Annotated in this window: 25 protein-coding genes; 16 read left to right on the top strand and 9 right to left on the bottom strand. The window is 52.1% G+C overall.

All coding sequences use genetic code 11. The features are described 5' to 3' along the window. The first annotated feature begins 3 nt into the window (after positions 1–3). The 6 genes from gnd (at position 4) to pgl (ending at position 5,268) form a co-directional block, all read left to right on the top strand. Positions 4–909, top strand: a complete 906-nt coding sequence (gene gnd, locus BMX66_RS03070; RefSeq protein ID WP_090878245.1) for a phosphogluconate dehydrogenase (NAD(+)-dependent, decarboxylating) — start codon at positions 4–6, stop codon at positions 907–909. A 546-nt stretch (positions 910–1,455) separates the two neighbouring features. Continuing rightward, on the top strand, positions 1,456–1,887 hold the full coding sequence (locus BMX66_RS03075) for a hypothetical protein (protein WP_369826950.1): 432 nt from the start codon (positions 1,456–1,458) through the stop codon (positions 1,885–1,887). 778 nt (positions 1,888–2,665) lie between these two features. Continuing rightward, positions 2,666–2,800, top strand: coding sequence for a hypothetical protein (locus BMX66_RS15945; protein WP_255398786.1), 135 nt, complete (start codon positions 2,666–2,668; stop codon positions 2,798–2,800). Between the two features lie 315 nt (positions 2,801–3,115). Next, positions 3,116–3,655 carry a hypothetical protein gene (locus BMX66_RS03080; protein WP_177168722.1) on the top strand — a complete coding sequence of 180 codons (540 nt, stop codon included), beginning with the start codon at positions 3,116–3,118 and terminating at the stop codon, positions 3,653–3,655. 396 nt (positions 3,656–4,051) lie between these two features. Further along, complete coding sequence (locus BMX66_RS03085) at positions 4,052–4,456, top strand: DoxX family protein (protein WP_090878248.1); 405 nt, start codon at positions 4,052–4,054, stop codon at positions 4,454–4,456. Between the two features lie 107 nt (positions 4,457–4,563). Next, positions 4,564–5,268 carry a 6-phosphogluconolactonase gene (gene pgl, locus BMX66_RS03090; RefSeq protein ID WP_090878250.1) on the top strand — a complete coding sequence of 235 codons (705 nt, stop codon included), beginning with the start codon at positions 4,564–4,566 and terminating at the stop codon, positions 5,266–5,268. 80 nt (positions 5,269–5,348) lie between these two features. Here the strand turns inward: pgl and BMX66_RS03095 are convergent, their stop codons facing one another. Further along, on the bottom strand, positions 5,349–5,990 hold the full coding sequence (locus BMX66_RS03095) for a helix-turn-helix transcriptional regulator (RefSeq protein WP_090879781.1): 642 nt from the start codon (positions 5,988–5,990) through the stop codon (positions 5,349–5,351). Positions 5,991–6,265: 275 nt separating this feature from the next. Here BMX66_RS03095 and BMX66_RS03100 point away from each other — a divergent pair, with 275 nt between their 5' ends. Then, on the top strand, positions 6,266–6,694 hold the full coding sequence (locus BMX66_RS03100; protein ID WP_090878253.1) for a hypothetical protein: 429 nt from the start codon (positions 6,266–6,268) through the stop codon (positions 6,692–6,694). A gap of 66 nt (positions 6,695–6,760) precedes the next feature. Here BMX66_RS03100 and BMX66_RS03105 read toward each other — a convergent pair whose 3' ends face one another. Further along, a complete protein-coding gene (locus tag BMX66_RS03105; RefSeq protein ID WP_090878255.1) occupies positions 6,761–7,543 on the bottom strand; it encodes an N-acyl homoserine lactonase family protein in 783 nt (260 codons plus the stop codon). A gap of 153 nt (positions 7,544–7,696) precedes the next feature. On the opposite strand from BMX66_RS03105, the gene BMX66_RS15275 reads away from it, so the two are divergent. Together BMX66_RS15275 and BMX66_RS03115 are read left to right on the top strand one after the other, a co-directional pair. Further along, on the top strand, positions 7,697–8,011 hold the full coding sequence (locus BMX66_RS15275; RefSeq protein ID WP_143058187.1) for a hypothetical protein: 315 nt from the start codon (positions 7,697–7,699) through the stop codon (positions 8,009–8,011). Beyond that, the gene (locus BMX66_RS03115; RefSeq protein ID WP_255398787.1) at positions 8,008–8,694 is read left to right on the top strand and encodes a VOC family protein; all 687 of its coding nucleotides are present in this window, start codon (positions 8,008–8,010) and stop codon (positions 8,692–8,694) included. Before BMX66_RS15275 ends, BMX66_RS03115 begins: the two co-directional genes overlap by 4 nt. A 185-nt stretch (positions 8,695–8,879) precedes the next feature. On the opposite strand, the gene BMX66_RS03120 is transcribed toward BMX66_RS03115, so the two are convergent. Beyond that, the gene (locus tag BMX66_RS03120) at positions 8,880–9,290 is read right to left on the bottom strand and encodes a nitrosocyanin (RefSeq protein WP_090878261.1); all 411 of its coding nucleotides are present in this window, start codon (positions 9,288–9,290) and stop codon (positions 8,880–8,882) included. Between the two features lie 137 nt (positions 9,291–9,427). Beyond that, positions 9,428–10,822 (bottom strand): 3'-5' exonuclease family protein, encoded by a 1,395-nt coding sequence (locus BMX66_RS03125; RefSeq protein WP_090878263.1) that lies wholly within the window; start codon positions 10,820–10,822, stop codon positions 9,428–9,430. Between the two features lie 549 nt (positions 10,823–11,371). Between BMX66_RS03125 and BMX66_RS03130 the strand changes: the two genes are divergently transcribed. Next, entirely contained in the window at positions 11,372–12,535 is a 1,164-nt protein-coding gene (locus BMX66_RS03130; protein ID WP_090878265.1) for a sensor histidine kinase, read from the top strand. A gap of 69 nt (positions 12,536–12,604) precedes the next feature. On the opposite strand, the gene BMX66_RS03135 is transcribed toward BMX66_RS03130, so the two are convergent. The 3 genes from BMX66_RS03135 to BMX66_RS03145 all read right to left on the bottom strand — a co-directional run bounded on the left by BMX66_RS03135 (position 12,605) and on the right by BMX66_RS03145 (position 16,932). Continuing rightward, positions 12,605–13,225: a GNAT family N-acetyltransferase gene (locus BMX66_RS03135; protein WP_090878267.1), complete on the bottom strand. Its 621-nt coding sequence runs from the start codon at positions 13,223–13,225 to the stop codon at positions 12,605–12,607. Positions 13,226–13,332: 107 nt separating this feature from the next. Beyond that, positions 13,333–13,908 (bottom strand): class I SAM-dependent methyltransferase, encoded by a 576-nt coding sequence (locus BMX66_RS03140; protein ID WP_177168723.1) that lies wholly within the window; start codon positions 13,906–13,908, stop codon positions 13,333–13,335. A gap of 93 nt (positions 13,909–14,001) precedes the next feature. Further along, the gene (locus BMX66_RS03145) at positions 14,002–16,932 is read right to left on the bottom strand and encodes a PAS domain S-box protein (protein WP_090878269.1); all 2,931 of its coding nucleotides are present in this window, start codon (positions 16,930–16,932) and stop codon (positions 14,002–14,004) included. Positions 16,933–17,565: 633 nt separating this feature from the next. Here BMX66_RS03145 and BMX66_RS03150 point away from each other — a divergent pair. Next, the gene (locus BMX66_RS03150; RefSeq protein ID WP_090878271.1) at positions 17,566–18,093 is read left to right on the top strand and encodes a hypothetical protein; all 528 of its coding nucleotides are present in this window, start codon (positions 17,566–17,568) and stop codon (positions 18,091–18,093) included. Positions 18,094–18,231: 138 nt separating this feature from the next. On the opposite strand, the gene BMX66_RS15280 is transcribed toward BMX66_RS03150, so the two are convergent. Further along, on the bottom strand, positions 18,232–18,432 hold the full coding sequence (locus tag BMX66_RS15280) for a hypothetical protein (RefSeq protein WP_143058188.1): 201 nt from the start codon (positions 18,430–18,432) through the stop codon (positions 18,232–18,234). 18 nt (positions 18,433–18,450) lie between these two features. After that, positions 18,451–18,567 (bottom strand): hypothetical protein, encoded by a 117-nt coding sequence (locus tag BMX66_RS15285; protein WP_121169237.1) that lies wholly within the window; start codon positions 18,565–18,567, stop codon positions 18,451–18,453. Positions 18,568–19,212: 645 nt separating this feature from the next. Here BMX66_RS15285 and BMX66_RS03160 point away from each other — a divergent pair. The 5 genes from BMX66_RS03160 to BMX66_RS03180 are packed head-to-tail and all read left to right on the top strand — an operon-like array spanning position 19,213 to position 24,102. Then, the gene (locus tag BMX66_RS03160) at positions 19,213–20,157 is read left to right on the top strand and encodes a hypothetical protein (protein WP_090878272.1); all 945 of its coding nucleotides are present in this window, start codon (positions 19,213–19,215) and stop codon (positions 20,155–20,157) included. Further along, positions 20,154–21,806 (top strand): hypothetical protein, encoded by a 1,653-nt coding sequence (locus tag BMX66_RS03165; RefSeq protein ID WP_090878274.1) that lies wholly within the window; start codon positions 20,154–20,156, stop codon positions 21,804–21,806. Before BMX66_RS03160 ends, BMX66_RS03165 begins: the two co-directional genes overlap by 4 nt. After that, positions 21,803–22,057 (top strand): hypothetical protein, encoded by a 255-nt coding sequence (locus tag BMX66_RS03170; RefSeq protein ID WP_090878276.1) that lies wholly within the window; start codon positions 21,803–21,805, stop codon positions 22,055–22,057. The genes BMX66_RS03165 and BMX66_RS03170 overlap by 4 nt, the downstream gene beginning before the upstream one ends. Continuing rightward, entirely contained in the window at positions 22,054–23,412 is a 1,359-nt protein-coding gene (locus BMX66_RS03175; protein ID WP_090878278.1) for a hypothetical protein, read from the top strand. The genes BMX66_RS03170 and BMX66_RS03175 overlap by 4 nt, the downstream gene beginning before the upstream one ends. 9 nt (positions 23,413–23,421) lie before the next feature. Beyond that, positions 23,422–24,102, top strand: a complete 681-nt coding sequence (locus tag BMX66_RS03180) for a hypothetical protein (protein ID WP_090878280.1) — start codon at positions 23,422–23,424, stop codon at positions 24,100–24,102. The last annotated feature ends 38 nt before the right edge of the window (positions 24,103–24,140 follow it).

The following is a 24,140-nucleotide window of genomic DNA, read 5'->3' on the forward strand; positions in this document are numbered from 1 at the left end:
ACAATGGACCTTGGAATGATCGGTATAGGCCGGATGGGCGGCCCTATGGCGCAAAGGCTGTCGCGCGACGGGCACCGGGTAGTCGGCTTTGCCCGCACGAGGGAAGCGTTCAAGCAGTTGGAGGAACAAGGTATTGTGGCGGCGGGATCACATGAAGACTTGGTCAGTAAACTGAAACCGCCGCGTATCATCTGGCTGATGATTCCCGCAGGTAATCCCGTGGACGAAACGATTAATACATTATTACCGTTGCTGGCCCCCGATGATGTGATTATCGATGGTGGGAACTCGAATTACAAAGATACGCAACGCCGCTCGCAAATGTTGAAGAAGAGTGGAATTCACTATGTGGATTCGGGCACCAGCGGCGGCGTATGGGGTCTCCAAAACGGGTACAGCATCATGGTGGGCGGCGATGACGAAGCGGTTGCGCGATTGCGTCCTATCTTCGAATCCCTGGCTCCGGCGTCGGATAAAGGCTGGGGCCACGTCGGCCCCAGCGGCGCCGGACACTTCACCAAAATGGTCCATAACGGCATCGAGTATGGCTTGATGCAGGCATATGGCGAAGGCTTTGCGATCATGCGCCACAAAAAGGAATTCAATCTGGATTTGCACCAGGTAGCCGAGATCTGGCGCGACGGCAGCGTTGTGCAATCATGGCTGCTGGATCTGACCGCGGCAGCGCTGGCGGAAAATCCGGACTTGGAAGGCATCGCCCCGTATGTGTCGGATTCCGGCGAGGGGCGCTGGACCGTCGCCGAGGCCATCGATCTCGACGTCGCCGCACCGGTCATTACGCTGGCATTGTTGCAACGATTGCAATCCCGCGATTCCGAATCGTTCTCGAATAAAATGCTGTCGGCCCTGCGCAACCAGTTTGGCGGGCACGAGATGAAGAAGGAATGATACGCTTTGGGGTAATCTTCAGCCGCTCGTCGGACTGACCTCAGTCCTCACCCGAATCCTCGCGGAGCCTGATCGGGTTTCGCCCGGCACCATATCTTATTGTTGGGCAGAACCCAACGCCTCAGCCGACTACGTCCACGACTATGGCTATGGCTCAGGCTCTGACTGACGGAAACGGGGTATCGGTATGCAACAACTATCCCTCGGCAACAGGAGGCCACCTTTCAGCGAAAAAACTTCTTGAAGGGATTCTGAGCGAGCGCCGGAAGCTCTTGCGCATCAGGTCTATCTTTCCCACGAGCCGAATTCCTGCTTGTCACTTTACCTGAACCCGGAAAGCCGCTGAGCGCCGTCCCGGTTCTGGCACGTTTACTAACAAGCCTCGATCAGGCGCCCGCAAGGTTGATAAATATCAGCAAAAGACACTTTAAACATAAATAAGTTGACAAAGGGTCGATCTTCACATATTCTTCACATTAAGGTCGTTGGAAATAATTATGCGGAAACTTCGCGATTTTTCCATCTACCGAATGCTAGAGAGGTGTGATGATGAATACTAAAAATATTGTTGCAACTTTATCCCTGCTTGGTTTGTTTATTGCGTTGGGTCCATCGGCAGCGGTTGCCGAGGATTTTGGTATTAATGCAGCAGCTCATAGTGCCGCCACACGAAGCGATCACGAGGCTGTGGCAAAATACTACGAAGACCTGGCCACCCAGACTCAGGAAAAAGTTCGGGAACAAAGGCAGCTGCTTGAGCATTACGAGGACAAAAGTTATCTCTATGGCAGACAGGCCCAGGATTTGCAAGCTCATACGGATGCATTGATACGCAAGTACGAGAAAGAAGCAAGCGCTAACTTTAAAGAAGCCGCCTGGCACCGTCAGTTAGCCTCAAAACTCGAAGAGAACAGCTATCCCGCCGCCAGGCTAAGCGCCATTGGCGCGCCTCATCAGAATACGGTTTCCGAGGAATAAAATCTGTGGCAATGTACAGATGTCCGTACATTGCCCTTATTGTTTAAGTACCTGTAGCAATTCTCTCCATCGTCGGTCCTGTCCCTGATCAAGGCGTTTACCCCACAAGAGCTAAACCGGTCGGTTAGCGCTGTGTTTTCAGTTCATCTTCCCAAATCACTCAAGCCGTTCACGATGTAAACCCTGCTGTTATCGTTTCCGCTTTACGTGCGGGCAAACCGGTAAATTTCACTGATTTTCTGCCCCCCCCCGTTCCCTCTCAAGATAAATTCTCCCTCCCAGCGGAAACCTGCTCGAAGACAGATTTAATTTTCTCGCGCTCTGCTGGCACCGCAATTGTGAAGAAAATGAACCGCAATATGATCGATGATCGGCGCGACATCAACCTGACCGGATAAATCGCGATGCTATCGTTGCCGTGGTTTCAGGAATAGGGCAAAAAGCGTAACGCGAGCCCGTGACAGCGTTTGCGCGCACACAAACCGTTGATTCAAGACGCCATAAGTATTCCCATATTCATTTGCGCATAACCAGATTCTTCATTCTCATTCGTCCAAATGAAATGCGTCAGAGGAATGTTGAAGTCCGCACGCCATCAAATTTGGGAAGATCATCTGTACTTGAAACGGTCATTTCAATGATTATTGTCAATATAATAATGTTGACAAAGACCCGATTTTTCACATATGCTTCACACCGTACTCACAAATTCTTCACAATTGAAGATTGGAATAAAAGCGTAGCTCCGTAAGTCCCATCAACTAAACGATATAGAGGTATGATGATGAAAACCGGAAAATTCGTTGCTATTTTTTATCTCATCGGCTTGTTGGCTGCAATGATCTCGTCTGCATCCGCGGCAGACATTGAGGTAGCAACTCAAATGCAACAATTCGAAGTCAGCGAGAAATAATAGCCAGATATTGCTTTCCCCGCAATAACGGCAAAGGCAATGTATAGGCTTCTATACATTGCCACCTTTCCATCTCTTCCGAAGCGATTCCCTGTCATTTTTGTTCACAGCGCTGCGTGAGCCAAGCTGGTCAACAGGTTTCTTCCCGATCAAGCTCGCGACCCATGCTCAAGCGCGGCTATGGGAGATCGCCATCCTCCTTTCTCCCCCAGGATAAGCACAACATCACTTTAGACATATTAATATTGACGAAGTCTTGCTCATCTGATATCTTTAATCATGGACATACTTTAGCGAAAACTCTGCGAAGCTCTAATGCTCCACATCGCTGAAACTGAAAATCGAACGCTACGGCGCAGCATGATGAAAACGGGAGGGATTTTTACTGTTCTACCGATACTCATCTTGTTGGCGATGCTAAGCCCCCCAGCTCTCGCTGCCGGGAATTCGGCTACCCAAAAAACCGGGGACAATGTTGCTGGCAGTGGCAACCATGAGGCTCTGGAAAAATACTATGAGGAAGAGGCCAGAAAAAGGCACGAGGTCGTCGCCAAGTACTACGAAGACGAGGCCGCCAAGATGCAAGCAAAGGCAACTGAATTAAAGCTGTTGCTTGAGCACTATGAAGAAAAAAGCTATCTCTACGGTAAAAAAGCTCAGGATCTCCAAGCGCATACCGAGGCGTTAGTACGAAAGTATGAAAAAGCCGCCAGGCAGGACGTAGCAGAAGCTGCCTCTCACCGGCAAATTGCCTCGAAACTCAAGGACAAAAATTACGCTGCCTCAAGGGCAGAGAGGGCGGAAAGGGTCAGTGCTTTTGATGGATTTCGGCAAAATAGCGCTTCGCCCAAATAGTAGCTGACCATGATGTTCGACGCGGTAAAGCGCAGGAAGCAGCAGTGCGTCAGCTTATCTGCCGCGCATCCGGCGCCGTCCAAACGTTTGATTGCCGCAAACCGAGCTGCACGAATCAACTTGCCCGAATCAATGTACACCGGCCGCTACAGACCGGCCTGCCCGTTCAATTCCGATTAATCGAAGCCTGATGGATAACCTCGCGGCTCAAGGTTCCGGACTCGGTCGCGTTCATCCAACACATACACTTTCTCGCGCAAATTGAATTCCAACCCGTGCTATTCTGAATATAGCCAATGCAGGAGTCGAGTCTGAAAGCGGAACGACAGACCGTATCCATAACTAGAACCTCGGCGATAATTCTACTGCCCTGATTGCCGCATTTAAGGAGAGCACATGCGCCGCCTATTCCGCAATGATGACTTAGGCAAATTAATCCTTCGCGTTACAGTGGGAATACTGATACTGTTTCATGGCGTACACAAGATACTCAATCCTGGTTCTCTCGACTTTATCAGCAAACAACTCACAAGCACTGGCCTACCCCAAGGTCTCGCTTATGGAGTTTATGCTGGCGAAGTCATTGCGCCCTTGATGATTATTCTAGGGGTTTTTTCCCGCCTCGGCGGTTTGCTGATTTTCGGTAACATGGTCTTCGCACTTGTGCTGGCACACCGCAGCCAGTTATTCACGTTAACGTCCACGGGCGGCTGGGCACTTGAGTTGCAGGGTTTTTATTTATTTTCCGGCCTCGCGGTATTCTTTCTCGGCAGTGGCCGGATGGCAATTCGTCCTGACTAGCGTTTCATTGCTTTAACAGCTGGGCTGAAACGGGTTAAAATTAGCGTAAAATCGGGATTGTCCCGCCATTGTTTTAAAGAAAAACCAAGAACAGGTAATCTGCAACCATGAATCCCACCAACCCGGAACAATGCCGCTGGCATGAATTTACCGACTTACCAGCCCTGCAGGAAGCGGCACTAAACGCCATCCTCGATAGTGCCGCGAAGGCGATACAGGACCACGGACGTTTTACCCTGGTCCTTTGCGGGGGTGAGTCCCCACGAGGGCTTTACGAGCGGTTGCGATCCGTGCCTGCCGACTGGTCTGCGTGGCATATCTATTTTGGTGACGAGCGCTGCATGCCGCCGACTGAATCCGAGTGGAACGCCAGAATGGCTGGGGAAGCATGGCTCGATCACGTGCCGATTCCGCCCAGTCAAGTACACGCAATACCTGGTGGAATACGCGCGGATAAAGCGGCTGAGGAATACGCGCAAACCCTGCGTGGGGTGGGTGTATTCGATCTGACTTTGCTAGGACTTGGGGAGGATGGCCATACGGCGAGCCTGTTCCCCGGCAACGAATGGGGAGTGGCGCCCGATTCGCCCGACACGCTGGCGGTTTTCAATTCGCCCAAGCGGCCACCCCAGCGGGTGTCGCTCAGTGTTGCGCGGCTTAACCGCTCGCGGCAGATCCTTTTTCTGGTCAGTGGAGAATCAAAGCATAAAGCAGTGGCAAGATGGCGCGCTGGCGAGAAAATCCCCGCGCAGGCAATTGTGGGTGAAGGGGGTGTCGACGTGCTGGTGGAATCCGCGTTATTGGCGCACTGAAGGGCTGAGAGATTAGACGCAGTCAAATGCGAGGAAATCAGGAAACAGGGCAAATCGCAGGCAAAAAAAAGGAGTAGAAACTACTCCTTTTTCGGCAAGAATCTGAATCGACAGAGATCTCCTCCGCGGGCCATGCATTCGTGATGTTCGACCTTGCTATCGGTAAAGGTTTCCATAAGCCCCCTGTCCAAATGGCAGATTTCAAGATCTTTAACCGCCATCTGATGAAATACGCAGTTATCGGCTTCAATTACGGACTCGCCGCCCGGTAATGTCGCGTTTTTTGCATTGTAACCGAGCTGATCCATGACTTCGGCAAGCTTCTCGATCTTTTCCTGCTGCGTATTCAGCCCCGGATATTGGCCGCGTATCTGCTGCGCTATGCCTGCACCGATCTCGGCCAAGCGCTTGCCCATATTTTCAGCACCTTCTTCACGCTGAACCGACGCTACCACCAACTGTGCAAGCCACGAGTATTGTCGTGGAAAACTTTCCTGACCACGTTCGGTAAGAATATAAAGCTGCTGCGGACGGCCTCCCCCCGATGGGCGCGTAGCACCGGCGGTTACCAGCCCGGCGCCCTCAAGAGATGAAAGATGCTGTCGCACTGCGTTTCGCGTAATTTCAAGCCCTTTCGAAAGTTCATCCACACTCATGCCCGGCTTGGTTCCGCGCAGCAATTTAAGTAATTGCTTCTGACGTTCACCTATTGTATTAAGCATTTGATATGTCTCCATTCCTCCCGCTGCATTGGAAATCGCAAGCAATCCAATTATAGAACACTTATCGCTTGCCACCTCATGTTAAGACACTTTAAACATAAAATAGTTGACAAATTATCGCTTGGTCCTTATAATTTTTCATAATTGCGCGATGTTTCGGTTTTACCTGCTTTACCCTTGATTTTACCTCGTTTCAACTATCCCTCTGTTTTTATTATATTTTCCGGTATTTTTCGCTATATAAAGTCCTCTTTGATTTTAAAGGAAAGTGCGGCATGAAAACAAGGAAATTTTTCGCGGCTTTATCTCTCAGTTTATTGGCTGCATGCGCTCAGGTGAGCCCGCACGAGGCTGTCCATAACACAAATGTGCGCAAGGCTGCGCAGAACGCCAGAACGCGCAGTGATCATGATGCCTTGACCAAATATTTTGAAGATGCCGCAAGAGAAATGCAGACAAAAGCTGAGGAGCAAAAGCACTTGCTTGAGCATTATGAGGAAAAAGGCTATCTCTACGGCCGGCAGGCTCAGGATTTGAAGTCGCATACTGCGGCGTTGCTTCGTAAATATGAAGCGAATGCGGAAGAAAATATAAAAGAAGCCGCCATTCACAGGCAAATGGCGCAGGAACAGGCAAAGCGTGACTTCGCCGCTCATCAGGGGCATATCGTGGACGCCGCCAAACAACGCTCAACCCCCAACTGAGCTGTCACCAACACAACTGGCAAACAGGTCGAGTGAGCCACAACTTGGCGGGAAGATCACTCGACCTCAATCCCTCCAAGCCGGAAATTCTGGTAAGCTCAGAAAGAAATCCATATCATGACTGGGCCATAGCTGGGCATTTTCGTCGCGCGCCAGTGCCTTAAGCTTACGGATACTCGTCAGCGCGAGTGCATCGTTATCCTGCCAGCAGCATCCGGGAGCAATTTCCTCGACCAGATTCTCTCTCAGATCAGCCGCATCCCCGCACAAGATGACTGGCCGACCTCTTTGCAGTTCGATGAATAGCGACATGTGCCCGGCGGTATGCCCAGGACTGGCGATAGCATGCACTCCCGGCGCCACCAGATATTCACCTGTTTTTTTCCGCCACTGATCCGCATTCACCAATTCATCGGCAAATACGCTCCCATCTGATCCAGTCTGCGCCGCCGTCAACTCATCGGCCTGGATATGTACTTCGCAACCCTCCAGGTCGCAGACGCCGCCTACATGGTCGAAATGCAGATGACTGATAAACACGATATCTATATCGGATGGACTGAGTCCCAGTTGCGTCAGATAGTGCGGGATTCGTTGCCCTTCCTGCATACTGGGCGGTTCAACCTGAGGGCGCATGGAATCGAAATAGCTGGCGCGCAAAGCCGGATCAGCCAGCTTGCGGTAGTCGCAGCCCACATCATAGAGAATGCGGCCATTTGACGTTTCGATCAGATAGGCAAGGATTGGAGCATCGATTAACTTGCCATGACCACGATTGCGTGTTGAAAGTGTCTTTTCATAGCGAAGCGTGCCTGGGAGCAGCGGCCAAATCCTCAGCCCGCGGGACATATTAATTTCCCCTGCTGTAACTGCTGTAATGAACCCCTATCGATGCACGAGTTGATCAAGGAAAAATCCCGCCATCGAGTCATTTTAATGGTGGTCGGACTGAGAGGCAGAATCTTCCATGAGGCTTGAGTTGTGCGTCATGCCGGATATCAGGTGAGCGGAAAAATTCATTGCAAAAGGCACAAGCAGAATTACGGCCAGAACTACCAGCAGGGCCGTGTTAGCGCTGATTCCAATTTCGCCACGTGCGATTTTTCTCAAAATCCATACAGCCAGCCAAAGGATTCCGATCAGGACTACAGAGATAATGATTACGAAACTGCTATCGGCCATGGTTCACCCAATTGGATCGGTAATAATGGTACCCCATCCACGTTGATTCCAGAATATCTGGCGGTTAAGTTTGCTGAGGGCGGGCTTGAACATGAATCAAGCCTAATAGAAGATATGAGGGAGAATTATGTTTGAATTGTCATGCTATCCTATTTATTATAAAGCCGATCTATTCAATCGAAGAATTATCAGCATTACTAAAAGCAACTCGCCATTCATTCAATCCACCTGTCACCCTATCAATACCAGGATTTTGCAAACGTCCGATTGAGGGCCAGGATCATCCTCATCCTTTATCGATTTCGACTTGGAGAAACGTTATGGAAAGCACTCAAAAGATTACGCCATGTTTGTGGTTCGATGATCAGGCCGAAGAGGCGGCTGAATTTTATACCGGTATTTTTCGAAATTCAAAAATCCTGAACATTTCCCGCTACGGAGAAGCAGGACATGAGATACATGGGAAACCAGCAGGAACAGTAATGACGGTGACATTTAAGCTCGAGGGGCAGGCATTTACCGCGCTTAATGGCGGTCCATCGTTCAAATTCAATGAGGCGATCTCGTTTCAAGTCGATTGCGAGACGCAGGAAGAAGTGGACTATTACTGGGAGAAGCTGTCTGAGGGCGGAGATGAAAAAGCGCAGCAGTGCGGTTGGCTCAAGGACAAATACGGCGTTTCCTGGCAAATTGTTCCCGGCGTTTTACTCAAGATGTTAAACGACCCTAATTCGGAAAAGTCGCAAAGGACCATGGAAGCAATGCTGCGCATGAAGAAGATCGATATTGCTGAACTGAAGCGCGCCTCTGGCGGATAACTTTGGCTGCCCGAGTATGGCATTCGCCGGATTGCAGCTCTCCCAATAACTTGCCATCGCTCTTCCCTATCAAGCCAGATTGAACTGGAAAAGAAAAACCCGCCTTTCAGCGGGTTTTAACAGGGCATGAAGCTTCCTGTTTCCATGCGATCCTGCTACGTCTTCCTGGTTTCCGTAAGATCCCTTTACTCGATGACGTTCAAGGAGCCGGGCAGGTGAATATTCTTGGGATGGAGCTGGCACCAAATGGTAAAAGCGCCGGCCTTGTCGGCTACGAAGCTGATCTCCTTGGTTTCTCCCGCCTTGATTACTTCCTTGATTTTATACTCGTCAATGGAAAATCCCTCGCTGATAGGCGATTTGTTGTTTATTGTAATCTTTACAGAGGTCCCCTTTTTGACAGTCAACGCCTCGGGTTCATTGAGAACATTAAAAGCGCGAATATTTTTAACTGTCACGCCTTCGACCTTAAGCTCAGGAATGGTGGTGTCATAAGCGTTAATGACTACCGTAAATTTCTGTTCCGCTGCTTGGGCGGTCCCTGCCAACAGCAACCCAAAAGCAAGACTCACAAACATCGTTTTGGTTATTTTCATCGTTACTTTCCTTTATTCAAATTGACGTTTTAATGAAATGGCATCCAGCGGTCATTACTTTAGATTGGATAGTGACGGATGTCAATGGTCAGCGCTTCTGTCTTCTCTTCCAGGGCTGCTGATGAAAATCCCTATTCTTATAAAGGGATTACCGAAGTGTTCTTTTTCAGGCACCGCTGCAACAGCTTGTAAGTATCAGGATCGAAACCCAACATTGAGCGTGTCTCCAGTACATCTTCAAGCCCCCTCTCGTCTCCCACTGTTGCGAGATGGCACCAGCTCTCGAAGACATGAACCTCGGTGCGATTTGATGCCTCATCGTGTTCACGAATTCCGATCCTGCCTCCATAGGGCCAAGTCTTTAACCTGAAGGGGCCCAGCGCCTGCCTGAGGCGCAGATAATGCAACTCGGGCTTCTCCTTGCCAGCGCATACGCCATCGCAGCGTTTTAGCTGGTGAGCGAAACAGGCGCCTTTGCCACTTTCAATCCCGATTACCCTGGGGCAGAGCCTGTTGTCTCTTGCAATGGCTGAAAGCGCTTCCGTGGCGGCCTTTTTCGACCTGAAGAGGCCATAGAGATGCTCGAAAACCTCCGGGCAAATTTCATCCCTGGTCACGATGTTTACCAGCGGAATCTGGTTAAGGCCGCTGGCCAGGCTAAGCGAGAACAGATTGGGGGACCTGCGCAGAACACGGTTATAAACGGGGAAGCGTTCCTTGATCAGCCGCGATTCCAGCAGCAGCGCACCCAGTTCTCCAGCCGTCCCGATCCATTCAACACGGCGAACCTCCCGTCCGATACGCATGTCGCGGCTGGAGGAATGATCTCCACTGAAATGAGACATCACGCGAGATCGCAAGGTGACACTCTTGCCGATATAGAGGGGCAGATCGTTTTCTCCATAGAAGAGATAGACACCGGGACCATCAGGTATCTCTTCCAGGAACGCCGCATCCAGCCCTGCCGGCAGACTTGGCTCCCTCAAAAGCGAAACAACGGCTTCAAGAATGCGGGCTTCTCCGAGTTCGCGCCTGGCTGCCTCCAGATAGGCGATCACCAGCTCCACGTCCCCCATGGCACGATGGCGTGCTTGCGTGCCGAGTCCATGCCGCTGCATGATTGCATCCAGCCCATGCCCTCTGTGCTGCGGGTAGAGCTTGCGCGATAGCTTGACCGTGCATATGACCTTTTGCCTTAGAACGGCACCGAGGCGCCTGAATTCGCTCTTGAGAAAGCCGTGGTCAAAACGCACGTTATGCGCTGCCAGTACCGTCCCCTCAATGTAGCCATAGAGTGTGTGTGCCACCTCTTCGAACGTCGGGGCATCCTTGACCATCTCGTTGGTGATGCCCGTCAAGCGGGATATGAAGGGCGGGATACTGATCCCCGGATTGACCAGTGTCTGCCAGCACTCTGTTTCAATGCCGTATTCAAACCGGATCAAGGCAATTTCGGTAATGCGGTCATAGAGAGGCGTACCCCCGGTGGTCTCCAGATCCAGGATGACGCAACTGGGCAGGTTGGAAAACATTACTTGTAGTCTTTACGTGTGTTAAAGAGTAATCAGCCGGCAAACAGGCGCTTGCCAGAATATGGTCGAGCAGTTTTATGCTCAGGATGTATACCGCTGCTGCCGAACCGGTGACACCGCTCCCAATTGCCTGCTGATGGAGGTCCATTCCGTATGGCTTCGCCTACCCGTCTTTTGACCATCGAGACAGATAAGCGCAGAAAAACCTTATCTTATATATGGCTCTGGATCGCGTTCAAGCGGATCTATTTGTTCCATCGTTTTTGATTTTAAAACAGTTCAGAGATTTTCTCTCCTCTTTACTTCGACGGAAAATATATTTTCCCTACTGTTGGGATAGCGACGGACACCTGGAAGAAAGCAATTACTGAGACAGGGCAGCATCATAAGCAAGGCATGGGGAAAATGTAATTGGAAGAGGCATTAACAGTGGGTATGGCTCTGGTCCCTTGCTTGAGCCGATTATTGAAGGGCAGTGTAAACATTTATGGTTACAATTACATAACTTGTCATTTTCAATGATTATTACAGATAGAGAGGCCCTTTATTGTGACTCTGACTACCGATCAAAATCTCGACCCTGAAAAACTTTCGCCAACCGGGAGAAGAATGCTGGAGCTTCGAGATGAGGTCCTATCGGAATGGGTAAAAAGGGTTCGGCAAACCATCAAAGAAGCCGAACGACTGCCTCACCCAGCCCTGATCAATACCTTCCCATTCCTATATGACAACCTTGCAGAAGCCATTACGCCCGACTACCCCAGGACGCCAGGGGATGAAAGCAACACTGTAGCTACTGAACATGGCGGCGAACGTGCGCGACTGACCAACTACAACGTTCATTCGGTTGTATCAGAATATCAAATACTGAGATGGTCGATCTTTGATGTTTTAAAGTCGAATGATGTTCAGCTCGACGATAACGAAGTTTTTCTGATCAATGCTTCTATTGATGTATCGATACGCGAGGCCGTAAATGCTTTCGCTCTTGCCCAAGCAGCGCTGCGTGAAAGATTCGTCGCCGCTCTTACGCATGATCTGAGAAATCCATTATCAAATGCGCACATTGCTGCCCAATTGATCGAACAGTCTTCGGATTTAGCCAAGATAAAGGAATTTGCGGGACACATTGTAGCCAACCTCAAGCGTATGGATGGAATGATTCAGGATCTGCTGGATTCCGCCAGATTTCAGAATGGAGAACGGTTACCGCTTCGTCTCGAGGAATTCGACATGCAAGAACTTGCAAAGGAAGTGTGCACACAGTTCTCAGTCATGCATGGCGCACGTTTTCAACTCATTGCCCAAACGGCCAGAGGCTGGTGGGATCGCGAGGCGATCAAAAGGGCAATCGAAAATCTTATTGGCAATGCGCTGAAATACGGCACTCCTGACACCCCTATCAGGATCAAAATTGATTCGCTACACGAACGCGTGATACTGACTGTGCATAACGAAGGAGAGCCCATACCTCAGGAACAAGCCGAAAGCATATTTCAGGTATTCCGAAGAGCAGGCACTGCAAAAGAAGGGAGCAAAGAAGGCTGGGGTATAGGATTGCCGTACGTTCGTAGTGTTGCGGAAAGCCATGGCGGAAGTATTGGAGTCGATAGCTCGGCACATCGAGGAACGACTTTCATGATAGACATTCCAGCGGACGCAAGGCCCTACCAGCATGCCCCAACGCTCGAGGGAAACAGGAAATCGAGTTGATTCCATGGCAGACGCGCGCTCGAAAAGTCATGTATTTTCGATTTCAAAGCCCGGCTTTTTTGCCCCTGGTTAGCCAGCCGACTGCGGCTCCCGCCACATTGCTGCCAGAGGGGGGCCGCCCGGCCCGAACTGAAATTTCCTGATTACCCTGAACCCGTGTCGCTGGTAGAAGGGAATATTACTTGGGCTGGATGCTTCAAGGTATGCAGGCATCTGCTCGCGGTCGCAACGCGCGAGCATAACGCGCAGCAGAGCACTGCCCAGCCCTTGTGCCTGGTGATCGGGATGTACCCCAAGCAAGTAGAGATAATAATGCCGCTCAACCGGATGATGCGATTTCATCGTGTCGAATCCTCGACTGAGACGCATAAAGCGATTGATGCCGCAGACGCGCATATACAGTGGAATGAGCGAACATTCCTGCCAGAACGTAAGTTGCCACTGATCATGGCGAGTCCAGATTGCGGTACCCACTCCATCGTTAGCGGTAAAGGTCAAGCCGTATGGTTGGTATACGTCCAGCGCTCGCTTGAAGCCGGCGCGCATTGCCCGTTCGCGGCCTGCATCGGTACGAATACAGAACTTCGCAACCGGATCGTTATCAAATGCCGCTGCCAGGGTAAGCGTAAGCAGCGAAGCATCCGAGCATTGAGCGTGCCGAATCGCAGGTTCAGATGGCAGGCTGGGCACCGTATTTGTCCAGGTTCATATTCTGTTGAAGTGCAGTAGCCGCAGGAACGAGCTGTAACAGGATCATTCAGGGAAGTTATTCACGGATGACTTTTCGAAGTTCCTGGCTACAGCCTCATTGCGAGCACACAGAAACCCTTATCCTTTTGCACCAGTTGCGGTTCGAAAAAACCGGCCGCAAGCAGTCTGCCAGCTACGCCTTCCTTCGATTGTCTGGAATGCGGCGTAAACCCCAACACGATTCGGCCAGCGGGTTTAATCACCCGCCGCAGCTCCTTAAGCCCCGCTACAGGATTAGGCCAGATCTGCATCGAGTTGATCGCTAATGCTTTGTCGAATGCCTCTTCCTTGAAGGGCAAGCTCTCCACCGAGGCCTGGCACAGGTCGACACGACCATTTCGAATCGAGTCAAGGTTCCGCGCTTGAGCTTGCGAGACCATCACCGATGAGATGTCAGCGCCCGTCACGTGCCCAGCGCTCACCCGCTTCGACAAGTACTGCACGACGATGCCAGGCCCGAAACCGATTTCCAACACGGAGTCGTTCGACTCAATTTCCAGTAGTTCGACGGCCCAAGCCCCTTTGTCGTCATTCATTCGCGCCATGATCACCCCACCCAAGCGTCCTAATCGACCTCGGGGACGTCCAAACATTCGCATCAATATGACGTCAGCAATACTCATGGTCGCTCATGCCAATGGCTTATGCTGGCTGGTCTTGCACTTCATCTGTACCTGCATCACCAGGACTTGCCCTAATGAGTGATAGTTTACCCATCATAAACGATCTATTTCGCTGAGTAATGATTGCAGCTTTTCTATCTCGACCGGCTTGGTAAGGTGATAATTGAATCCAGCCATTAGCGCTCGTCGGCGGTCGTCTTCGGATCCCCATCCGGTCAATGCTACAAGGATCAAGCCCTTCATGTTCGAATCAGAACGGAGTTGTTGTGCAACTTCATACCCGCTCAGGCCAGGAAGGCCAATGTCAAGGAACATTACGTTAGGTTGAAAGGTTTGAGCGGCCTTAAGAGCATCCGGTCCAGTGTGAACCGTCTCTACCGTATGTCCAGACAACACAAGGAGCATGGCGAGTGTCTCAGCGCCATCCACATTGTCGTCCACCACCAGAATGCGACGGGGAACAGATAAACTACAGGAGTCACCTGCCCCAGCAATTTGCCCCTTGATTATTTGCGTTTCGGCAATGGGAAGACGGACAACGAACGTGCTGCCTTGCCCCAGGCCTTGGCTTTCCACCGCGATGGATCCGTTATGCATTTCAACAAGGCGCTTGACGATGGCTAACCCGATACCCAATCCTCCCTGTGAGCGATCCAGGGTTTTCCCGACCTGACTGAATAATTCAAATACCTCTGGCAGAGCCTCTGACGTAAGACCGGCTCCATTATCCCGCACCCTGATGATCACTTCGCTGCCGTCTCTCTCGGCAGACAACTCAATTCGTCCTCCTTTGGAAGTATACTTCGCCGCGTTATTCAGGAGGTTACTTACTACCTGGGCCATACGCGTTGGATCGGCGTCAAGCAGGAGCAACTCTTTAGGACTCGAAATGAACAGCCTGTGCTTGTTTTCCTCAATAAGGGGCCGACTCAGTTCAAGAGCTGCATCCAGTACTGTGCGAACATCTACCCGCTCCTTCTTGAGTCGGATCTTTCCGCTGGTGATGCGGGAAACGTCGAGCAGATCGTCGATCAGGCGGACCATATGTTCCACCTGCCGCTCCATGATCTCCCGGGTCCTCACCGCGGCCTCCATCGAAGGTGCCAGCTTGAGCACGGCAAGTCCGTTACGAACGGGGGCAAGAGGATTTCTCAGTTCATGAGCCAGCGTGGCGAGGAATTCATCCTTGCGTCGATCCTGCTCCCGCACCTGCTCATAAAGACAGGCGTTTTCGATCCCGGCAGAGGCAATCGCGGCGAGCTGCACCAGAATCGCTTCGTCCTCTTCGGTGAATTCGCCTTGAGCCTTGTCGGTGAGTTGGACCAAGCCGAGGTTTTTCCCTCCGTGGCCGATCAGCGGCACGGCGAGCCATCCCCTCATCGGTGGATGATCTTTGGCATGTTTTCCAAACCCTTTCCACGCTGGGTGGGCTTCCAGCTCTTGTTGAGTCATCCGCATCGGACGATTGGTCCGACATACTTCCATGTAAATGCCCGATCCATCAGGCTTCTCAGAATAGGCATGGTAACCAGCATACTTGTCCGACAGTGATACCGCTCTAATCGCCTGTGTCCAGTTTTCTGAAATAGTCACGGAAGTCACCGCTTGATGGGCTCCAAGCATGGAGCAGGCTTCTTCAGTCAAAATCCGGGCAATGCTGTCCACCGACCACTCAACGTTCATCGACTTGCTTGCATTGGCTACCCGTGCCAGAAGTGCAGCACGGCACTTTTCCATTCCCAGGAGAGCGGCCATCTCTTCTTCGGATTGCTTCCGCTCCGTGACATCCCGGTATGTGACGACCGCTCCAGCGGGTCGGCCATCGACCATTATTGGAGAAACAGAGTAGGTAACCGGTACCGTGCTGCCATTCTTCCGCCAGAAGACATCGTCGTCCACGCGCGCGGGCACGCCCTCACGCACGGCTAAGACGACAGGGGACTCATTGACAGCGCGATGACGGCCGTCCGAGTGTGTGTGGTGAATGATGTTGTGCAGTTGCCGACCAACGAGTTCCTGGGCCTGGTAACCAAGCATTGCTGCCCCGGCCGGATTCACGTAGGTGCAGCGGAAATCTGGCCCCATTACATAAAGACCATCACCGACGGATTCAAAGATGGCCCGCAGGTGCTCTCGGCTTTCCTGAAGATCCTTCTCGACCTGCTTGCGGTCGGTGATATCAAGCAGGTTTCCGGCATATCCGAGAAATTGGCCTTCGGGGGAGAAGCGAGGGCGGCCTGCGTCGATGATCCACCTGTACACGCCATCGGCCCGCTGCAGCCGATACTCGATGGAGAAAGCTTCATTCCGCTCGTTTGCAAAAAGGAAATGTTTGCTTGCTGTCTCCCGATCTTCCGGATGCACAGCATTGAGCCACCCGAAACCCAGGCCTTGGTCCTCGCGTTGGCCGGTGAACTCGTACCATCCGTGAGAGAGGAAAGAGCAGAAACCGTCTGGCTCCGTCACCCAGAGCATGGCCGGAGCGGCGTTGGCAAAACCATGAAATCGCTCTTCGCTTTGCTGGAGGGCTTGCTCGGCCCGCCGGCGCTGCAGAACGACAGCCATCTGGTTGGCGCCAAGCTCCAGCAGCAGCCGGTCTTCCTCCGTTGGAAAATCTACGCGTCGGGAACCAGTGACTAAAACGCCATGTTCTTCCAAGCCGGATCGATTGAGAGTCATTCGCAGAGTGCCGGTTCCAAACGGATCAGGTACTATAGCAACTGGAATCGAAGCAGCATCGGTCAAGAGCGAAGCGAGCCAGTCCCGTGTTTCCGAAATGCAGCGGTTGGCATCACGACGATGCTTACTGCATATAGCCTCCGTAAAGCCAGAGCTGCTGGGCTGGGGAAGGCGAATGTAGACCAAGTCAAGATCAAGAGTACTTGAGAGAACATTAGCGAACCTCTTGGCAATATCCTCCGGTTCTAGGCCAGCCCACGCCCCAGACAGGGTCGAGAGAGCTAGTAAATCCCGCATTGTTTGCCGCAAGCGTACCGCATCAGTATCGTTTTCAGCTACATCCATCGAGTTGGTCCTCCTGGTACACCTGCCGGCGTATAGAGCGGTTACTCATCAGTGGTTGGTGCCTGACCCCGTGAGAGCCAATTGAAGATCCGGGAGAGAAAGTGAGGAGAAGTTCTTTAGGCACTTTCTCAGAGGGAACATGGAAAAGATTCTCTGGACATTTGCCGATGATAACCATTGTGGGATGCCAGATGTCGGGAACAGGTAAAGACGTTCAATTATTTTACCAATAAGGATCATACTGGGCTATTTCGCAATTGAACCGGACATGCTCCTACAGGGACAACGCCAGCGGCTGGCGTGGGCTGTGACACCGATAGGCGGGAAAGACAAGATATTCGCGCCCGCGAATATCTATCCTGCGCTGGGGTGATCTCATCGGTATGTTTTGCATATTCGAAAACATGCTCCGGATCGCTGGTCTGGTTGACGAGTCCGCCCCCACCCTTACATCCACATCCCAGGTTGCCAGTGTTGAATGGCTTCACCTTAAGATTATCCGGCAACGGTAAGTGAGGTGGTTTTCCTCTTCTATTCCTCGATTTGATTTCAGCTCTGAATTGGTAGCCTCAATGAACCAGGCGATTGGGGCATCCATTTTCGCTTGGGAATTAACTAAAAAAGGAGAATAAAATGGCCACCGCCCATGACAATTATGTATATTTTGATATAAACGGCATGAAAGCTTTTAGTTTTACAGAAACAAGTCACTCGATAACATCGGGGCAACCATATCACGGCGTTACATCCGGCATAAAAAAGGAGGATGGCCACGATCAAGCCTACATCATGGTTAATGCTGGGAGAAAGAAAACAGCTACCGTTGCAGACTGGTTTAAATCAGCAACTGGTAATGGCCAGACTGTAGTATGTGATAGCGCTGGAACTTACCCCAATGAACTGAACTTTGCCGTGCAAGGCACGATGAAGATCACGAATCAGTCCAATCAGGTGATAGTTGTTGAAAATTTTATTGTCGCCCAGGGACATTTTTTTATGACCAATAACTGGTGGATCTCAAGCCCTACTATGACAGGTATTCACGTATCGATCTCAGGGGCGGCCAAGCAAGTGTGCTCCGTGGAAGGCAGCCCTATACCGGCAATAGTGACTTTTAGTCCAAAGACGCCCTGCGTCAATCATTTCAGCATTGGCATATAAAAACCAAGACGGCTTTCCGGAGCGCAGGCCAATCCTGAATCCCGAAGTTTTCGCATATATGTTCTCTCCCCCCTTATGTTCTCTCCCCCCTTGCCACTACAGACCCTGATAAGAGTCTGTAGTGGCAAGGTTTTAAGATTATTCCTGCAGCGCCCCCACTTTGAGATTATCCGGCAGCCAGCGCAAGCCATATGATTTTGCATTCACCGATTCGACCAGTTCACCCTCTTTCGTCTTCGTCATGGTCTGCGCTATTTGAGGGGAAATCTGCTCTCCCATCACTTCAATAATCCGGTCTTTGGATACGTACGAAGGTAGTTCTCCGGCGTGGGTTCCCACCGATCGGCCATGTCCAGATTAATTGAGATCGGTCATACCTTCACCATCAGGCCCGGTGATGAAAGCATGGGAAGAACCTTCAGTCATGCCAGAATATTCACTCACCTGCCCGGCATCGTTGATGCCGTTGGCCACACTGGAAACCTCACCATATCAACTTTAGCCAGTTGACGATATCGACTCCGAAAGCGAAAGCGGGCGCAGGCGAGCAGCCAATTACAGCACACCTTGCCAAATTTCTTGTTGAGCATGTGTGGCGGCACCACAACCCGGGACGCCTTGGTTATTTCCCTCGCCAGCGGCGAAAGAGGGACATACCGTGAATCTGGACAAGCCTTTTCGACGGGTAGTAACTCGAACCGGCCCGGATCCAACTTCAGCGGTGCGACATACTAACGCCACTCCGCAATCACACACTTGGTTCACGCAGGGGTCGATTTGCCAACCGTAAAACGCATTTCAGGGCACAAAACCTTAGTATGGTAGGGCGTTATAGCCACCAGAACGGTGCGCACATCTAGTCAGCAATGGATAGGCTGGGAGATTGCTACCGCGAGCCTAGCTGACGCCGTTACACAGGAATTACACGAAGTAAGCTACGCGTCGAAGACGATTAGTCATAGCTCCTTGATCTATTGGCTCCCCGATCAGGTCTCACTACGAACCAAAAAAGTAGAGGTTGAGTTTCCTGCTCGGTTCATAAGGAAGGCGGCATAGCGGCGTTATGTCGCCGGAATCCTCCCTGTTTTTGGCTTGCGATGATGCGCGATACTGCGCAGCATGGCAATAGACCGTAGCAAGCCCCTTTCCGAGATCACGTTTTACTGCCGTCCGTGTTATCGCACGTTCAAGGCGGCACCGGCGCGCGTGGAAGATGCGCCGGTTCTCGATCACCATCCGTATATTTACCACGGCGAGTGCCCACATTGTGGGAATGAATGCGACCAGGCCGGCTGGGAACGCGGGCTGCTGAAGGCCTGGGCGAATGCCACGGGTCCACGTACTGAAGAAGGACGAGCGGCAACCGCGGCTAATCTTGAGGGACACCCCACCAAAGAAGAGGCGCTGCGTACTCGTTTTAACGCGATGAAACACGGCCTCGCTGCACGTACGGCAACCTATTTTCCCGCTAAGCCGGATGGCTATGCTTTTTGCAGCACGTGCGATGTCGACCGTGTTTTCTGCCAATCGCAACCCGCCTGCGTCAAGAAAACCGAGCTATTCATGTTGCATCACGCAGCATTCGATCAGCGTAACCCCAAGCATTTGATGGGTATTTATTCCGACCTGCAAGCATCTGTTTTTGCATTGGTTCAGCAAATCATTCAAACCATTGTCGCGGATGGGGTAAAGGTTGAGAAACTTGTATGGAAGCACGATCCAGATGGCACTCCGCAGGTCATCGAGTATTTTGACGAACAAGGAAATAGGCGACTCCTGCGCGATGATGTACAGGCGCACCCACTCCTGAAGCAACTAGGTGAATTACTCACACGAAGCGGATTGTCGCTGGCTGACATGGGCATGACGCAGAAGGTCATCGAGGCAGAAGACAACGAAATAGGCCGGCTGGCGCACGAAAAAGAAAATCAGGAAGGTGTGGATACATTCCGGCAGCGCCAAGTGCAGCTGCTTGAGTCAATGGCTGAGAAAGTCATGCGGGCCAACAAGCAGACCGATACCGATCCGATCCTGATCGAGTACCAGCAGGAAAGCGGAAAATGACCCGCGTCAGTGCCAGTGAACGAGTGCGGGTCGCTTATCGGTCTGAGCAGGAGATATTGCGCTACAGGGATGATCATCTGCTATGGCATAAGCACGTGCATAACGTAGAGCTGGATCCTGTTCAGGTACTGAAGTGCATGGAGATGGATAAAAACCCGAACACCATTGACGTTTCCTGCCGGCGCACTGGTAAGACTGCGGTGAAAGAGCTGCATGCACTCAAACACAATGCAACCATGCCGGCGCAGGAGTTGGGCATTGTGGCGCCGCGGTTGCAGCAGGCCCAGGGGAACCTTAACTACCATACCGATGCCATCCGCCGTTCACCCATGCTGCGCGGCTATATCGCTCACAAAAGCGGGCGTGAGCAGCTCTCGGATACCAAATACCAGTTCGTGAATGGCTCCAAGGCCAGCGCATACGGGATCATGAGCCAGATCGATGGCGATGCGATCAGCTATGCCTCGATCGAGGAAATCGACGATATGCCGGCGGACCGGCTGCTGTCGCGTTTTCTGCCCATGCTGGGTGGCGCCAGGCGTATGGGCGCGGATAAAGGTGTTTCGTTCAAACCGCAGATCCGCGTTACCGGCGTTTTCAAGGGGGCCGATGTGCTGCAGCAGCTGATCGATTCCAAGCAATACCACTTGCTCCCGATCGTAAATGTCTATCTCGGGATAGAGATGGGGATCCTCAATGAGGCATTCATGCATGAAATGCGGATGCAGCTGCCCGAGGGAGAATTCATCCGGCAATTCTTATGCAAGAACGTGTCCGCGCAAAACCACATCTGGGAAAAATTCATCCGCAAGGCAATGTCAGTCGGGCTTCAGGCACGACTGCAGATTGCCGAGCCAATGCCTGGTGGGCGTTACAAGAAACGAGGACTATTGTCCTTTGGCTATGATCATAGCGGCCATGGTGAAAGCCTGTCCGCGTCAAAATCGAGCCTGGTGGTATCCGAGCAGATTGGAAATTATGTGACCTTCCCCTTCGTGAAGTCATGGCCAGCCGGTACGGACGATAAGGTCGTGGAAATGGACCTGCTCGGGTTTTGGGAGTATTTCCGGCCGGATTATGCAATGGGCGATGCCTATGGATTGGGGATGCTGACCAGCCTTAATGACCGGTTATTTGCCCGTGGGCTGACCGATACCGACCGCCGGACTATTGGTGACGGGCAAAGCACCGCCACCACCTGGGTGGAATGGCCATTCTCCCCGATCAGGTTCGAAGGCATGATCAAGCATGGCATGGCAACCGCGCTACGAGCCGCATTCCATAATGGCCAAGCGGCCATCCCATATTTTGATGACGGCCGCGATATTTCAGAAGCAAAAGAAGCCGCCAACGTGGCCTGGCTGCCTTCGGTGGCGGCGCTCTCAGGACCTGCAGATTGGGTGGCGTTTGTCCGTCAGCTTGGCAATATCAAGGCGGTATCGACGAAAGCGAGTTATGCCAGCTACAAGATGGCAAACGCCAAGCTGGGAGATGACCTGTTCGACGCGGCGTGCGCATCGGTATGGGCGCTGGTAACCCGCGGCACGGAGGATGTCCCGACTGTGATCGGATACCGCACCCAATCTCGCGATCAACTGCTGGGGAATCAGTCTGCCGGCGCTGGCAAGGTGATAGAGGCATCTGTATGAACGAATATGCGCTGGCCACGGGCAGAGAATCACGCTTAGCATCATCCATCGTGCCGATAGAGAATGAAAAGCCGCGTGTATTGCCGCCGCTTAGCGAAATAGAGCAGGCCCGTGTTGCTGAAAACCGCAGATTGGTCCACACCCATATGCCGGAACTGATCCCAGAAATCAGGGAACTGGCCGCATTCGGCCTGATCGATGGCTGGCGAAACGTCAGGTCGATAGAAATACTTAAAAAAGGTACGTCATGAATCTTCTGTCCAGAATTTTCCCGCGGCTGGTGAAACAGGATCCTGCGCTTCCGCAGGAAACCGCCGCCGCTACCTCAACCACAAGCGAGAAAGGTCGCCGTCCTACTCCGGAAGACCAGATCAAATACCTCTACCGGCTGATGTGGGTGGATCCCGATCTGCGCCAGGCGATTCTGGATGTACGGGAGATGGACCGGCTCGACGGTCGGGTAAAGCGCATTCACAGTCGCATTGCCCGCGATACGATCAAGGGTGGACTGATCATGCAGCAGGCCCAATCCAGCGATACGCTGGCGCGGCAATGGGATGATTTCCAGCGCCGCCTGCAGCTCAACCGGGTTGAGAAACTTAAATCCGACGCGCGCGGACTGGTAATGGAGGGAAACCTGCCAATACAGTGGGTACTGGACACAGAATTTAATGTGGTGGCGGGAGTGCGCATGCCATCGGAAACGATACTTCCAAACATAAACGAGGCAGGAAGGTTCAAGGATGTAAAAAAAGCCTACATCCAGTTTGATGTTATGACCGGCACGGAACTGGCGGCATTTCCCCTGTGGCAATTGTTCCATGCCCGCTTCGATCCGGACAACTTCGATGACCTGGGCAGCCTTGGGCGCCCATTTCTAGATGCAACGCGGACTACCTGGCGCAAGCTCAATATGACGGAGGAAGATCTGGTGATCCGCCGGCGCACCCGGGCGCCTCTGCGCCTGGGGCACGTGCTGAAAGGCGCGTCTCAAGAGGATATCGAGAAGTATCGGGCGCAAGTGGAAAAAGACCAGCACGAAATTACAACCGATTACTACATGAACAAAGAGGGCGGCGTGTCGGCGGTCCAAGGCGATGCCAATCTGGATCAGATCCGCGACATTGTCCACTTGCTGGATACCTTCTTTGCCGGTTCGCCCCTGCCAAAAGGAATGATGGGTTACACCGATGGCATGGCGCGTGACATTCTGGAAGATCTGAAGCGCGACTATTACGATGAAGTAGACGTGCTGCAGGATACGCTCTCGTTTGGCTACGAGGCTGGATTCCGCTTGCACCTGCTATTAAAGGGCATCAATCCCGATGCTGAGGATTTCGCCATCACGTTTGCCGAGCGACGCACTGAAACGCCAACTCAGACAACCGACAGAGGCCTCAAGTTGAAAGCCCTCGGATTGCCGCAGGGAATGGTCTGGGAAGAGCTTGGATTTGATGCAGCGTATGTGGAACAACGCCGTGAGTGGGAGGCGAAGAATTACGATCCATACCCCGATGCGGGAGGTGGAGCAAATCCGGCAACCGTGCGCATCACACCAGGCAATGGGCGCAAGGGCGAAAGCGCAACTGACATTGGAAACAAATGAGGAGGTTTTATGAGTAATGCATTGGAGCTCGAGCAGATACCTTACAAATTCATGAGCAACTGGATATGGACCTATACCTGGGCCACAAAGCCAAACTACTCGCTAGCCACTGTCGGCACGGTAATCAATATACTGGATGTAGGTGGCGAAGCGGGATCGTTTTGGAAGGCAACCTCTGTCGGATGGGTGCCGTTGAATGGGCCCGTTAAGCTCGCATCGCAATGGGGTACTGTGCTGGCCCCTGTTGCGTCTGTAGAGAACGCGCCAGCCAAATTCTCAGTTCCAGTTGGCGCGGGATCGCTCGCCATTCCAGCCGGGATGATAATTCCAGGGCATTCCGTTCTGAGCATTCGGGCTGCACTGCACAAGCGGGGGGCGAGTCTGTGTACTTTCCGCATTTACCTCGGAACCTCTGAAACATCGTCTGACGCGCCAGTGTATGCGCTCAACGTAACCGCAGATCTGAATGATATTTACCCCTCTGTAGAAATAGGCGCGGTCTCTTCCAGTTCGCTGACTTCCACTTACTGGATGCCTGCGGGGAGCTCCGGTAGTCCAAGCGCGATAACTGCGGTAACAGCCAATATTAACACTGGTGCTGAAATGCACATTTCTTTCATCGCCATTAATATGGAGGCCTCCAATGGGCTTGATTTAATCGGCTACTCAGTGGTACTCGAATCTCTATGACACTGTTAGCGGTTAACCTGACTCCTGTTGCGCCGCGT

This window comes from Nitrosovibrio sp. Nv6 (assembly GCF_900110495.1).
Taxonomy (GTDB): Bacteria; Pseudomonadota; Gammaproteobacteria; order Burkholderiales; family Nitrosomonadaceae; genus Nitrosospira.

Coding starts and splice junctions, on each gene's coding strand:
- gnd (WP_090878245.1), top strand. CDS start 4: ATGGACCTTGGAATGATCGGTATAGGCCGGATGGGCGGCCCTATGGCG.
- BMX66_RS03075 (WP_369826950.1), top strand. CDS start 1,456: ATGATGAATACTAAAAATATTGTTGCAACTTTATCCCTGCTTGGTTTG.
- BMX66_RS15945 (WP_255398786.1), top strand. CDS start 2,666: ATGATGATGAAAACCGGAAAATTCGTTGCTATTTTTTATCTCATCGGC.
- BMX66_RS03080 (WP_177168722.1), top strand. CDS start 3,116: ATGCTCCACATCGCTGAAACTGAAAATCGAACGCTACGGCGCAGCATG.
- BMX66_RS03085 (WP_090878248.1), top strand. CDS start 4,052: ATGCGCCGCCTATTCCGCAATGATGACTTAGGCAAATTAATCCTTCGC.
- pgl (WP_090878250.1), top strand. CDS start 4,564: ATGAATCCCACCAACCCGGAACAATGCCGCTGGCATGAATTTACCGAC.
- BMX66_RS03095 (WP_090879781.1), bottom strand. CDS start 5,990: ATGCTTAATACAATAGGTGAACGTCAGAAGCAATTACTTAAATTGCTG.
- BMX66_RS03100 (WP_090878253.1), top strand. CDS start 6,266: ATGAAAACAAGGAAATTTTTCGCGGCTTTATCTCTCAGTTTATTGGCT.
- BMX66_RS03105 (WP_090878255.1), bottom strand. CDS start 7,543: ATGTCCCGCGGGCTGAGGATTTGGCCGCTGCTCCCAGGCACGCTTCGC.
- BMX66_RS03120 (WP_090878261.1), bottom strand. CDS start 9,290: ATGAAAATAACCAAAACGATGTTTGTGAGTCTTGCTTTTGGGTTGCTG.
- BMX66_RS03125 (WP_090878263.1), bottom strand. CDS start 10,822: ATGTTTTCCAACCTGCCCAGTTGCGTCATCCTGGATCTGGAGACCACC.
- BMX66_RS03140 (WP_177168723.1), bottom strand. CDS start 13,908: ATGAGTATTGCTGACGTCATATTGATGCGAATGTTTGGACGTCCCCGA.
- BMX66_RS03145 (WP_090878269.1), bottom strand. CDS start 16,932: ATGGATGTAGCTGAAAACGATACTGATGCGGTACGCTTGCGGCAAACA.
- BMX66_RS03150 (WP_090878271.1), top strand. CDS start 17,566: ATGGCCACCGCCCATGACAATTATGTATATTTTGATATAAACGGCATG.
- BMX66_RS03160 (WP_090878272.1), top strand. CDS start 19,213: ATGGCAATAGACCGTAGCAAGCCCCTTTCCGAGATCACGTTTTACTGC.
- BMX66_RS03165 (WP_090878274.1), top strand. CDS start 20,154: ATGACCCGCGTCAGTGCCAGTGAACGAGTGCGGGTCGCTTATCGGTCT.
- BMX66_RS03170 (WP_090878276.1), top strand. CDS start 21,803: ATGAACGAATATGCGCTGGCCACGGGCAGAGAATCACGCTTAGCATCA.
- BMX66_RS03175 (WP_090878278.1), top strand. CDS start 22,054: ATGAATCTTCTGTCCAGAATTTTCCCGCGGCTGGTGAAACAGGATCCT.
- BMX66_RS03180 (WP_090878280.1), top strand. CDS start 23,422: ATGAGTAATGCATTGGAGCTCGAGCAGATACCTTACAAATTCATGAGC.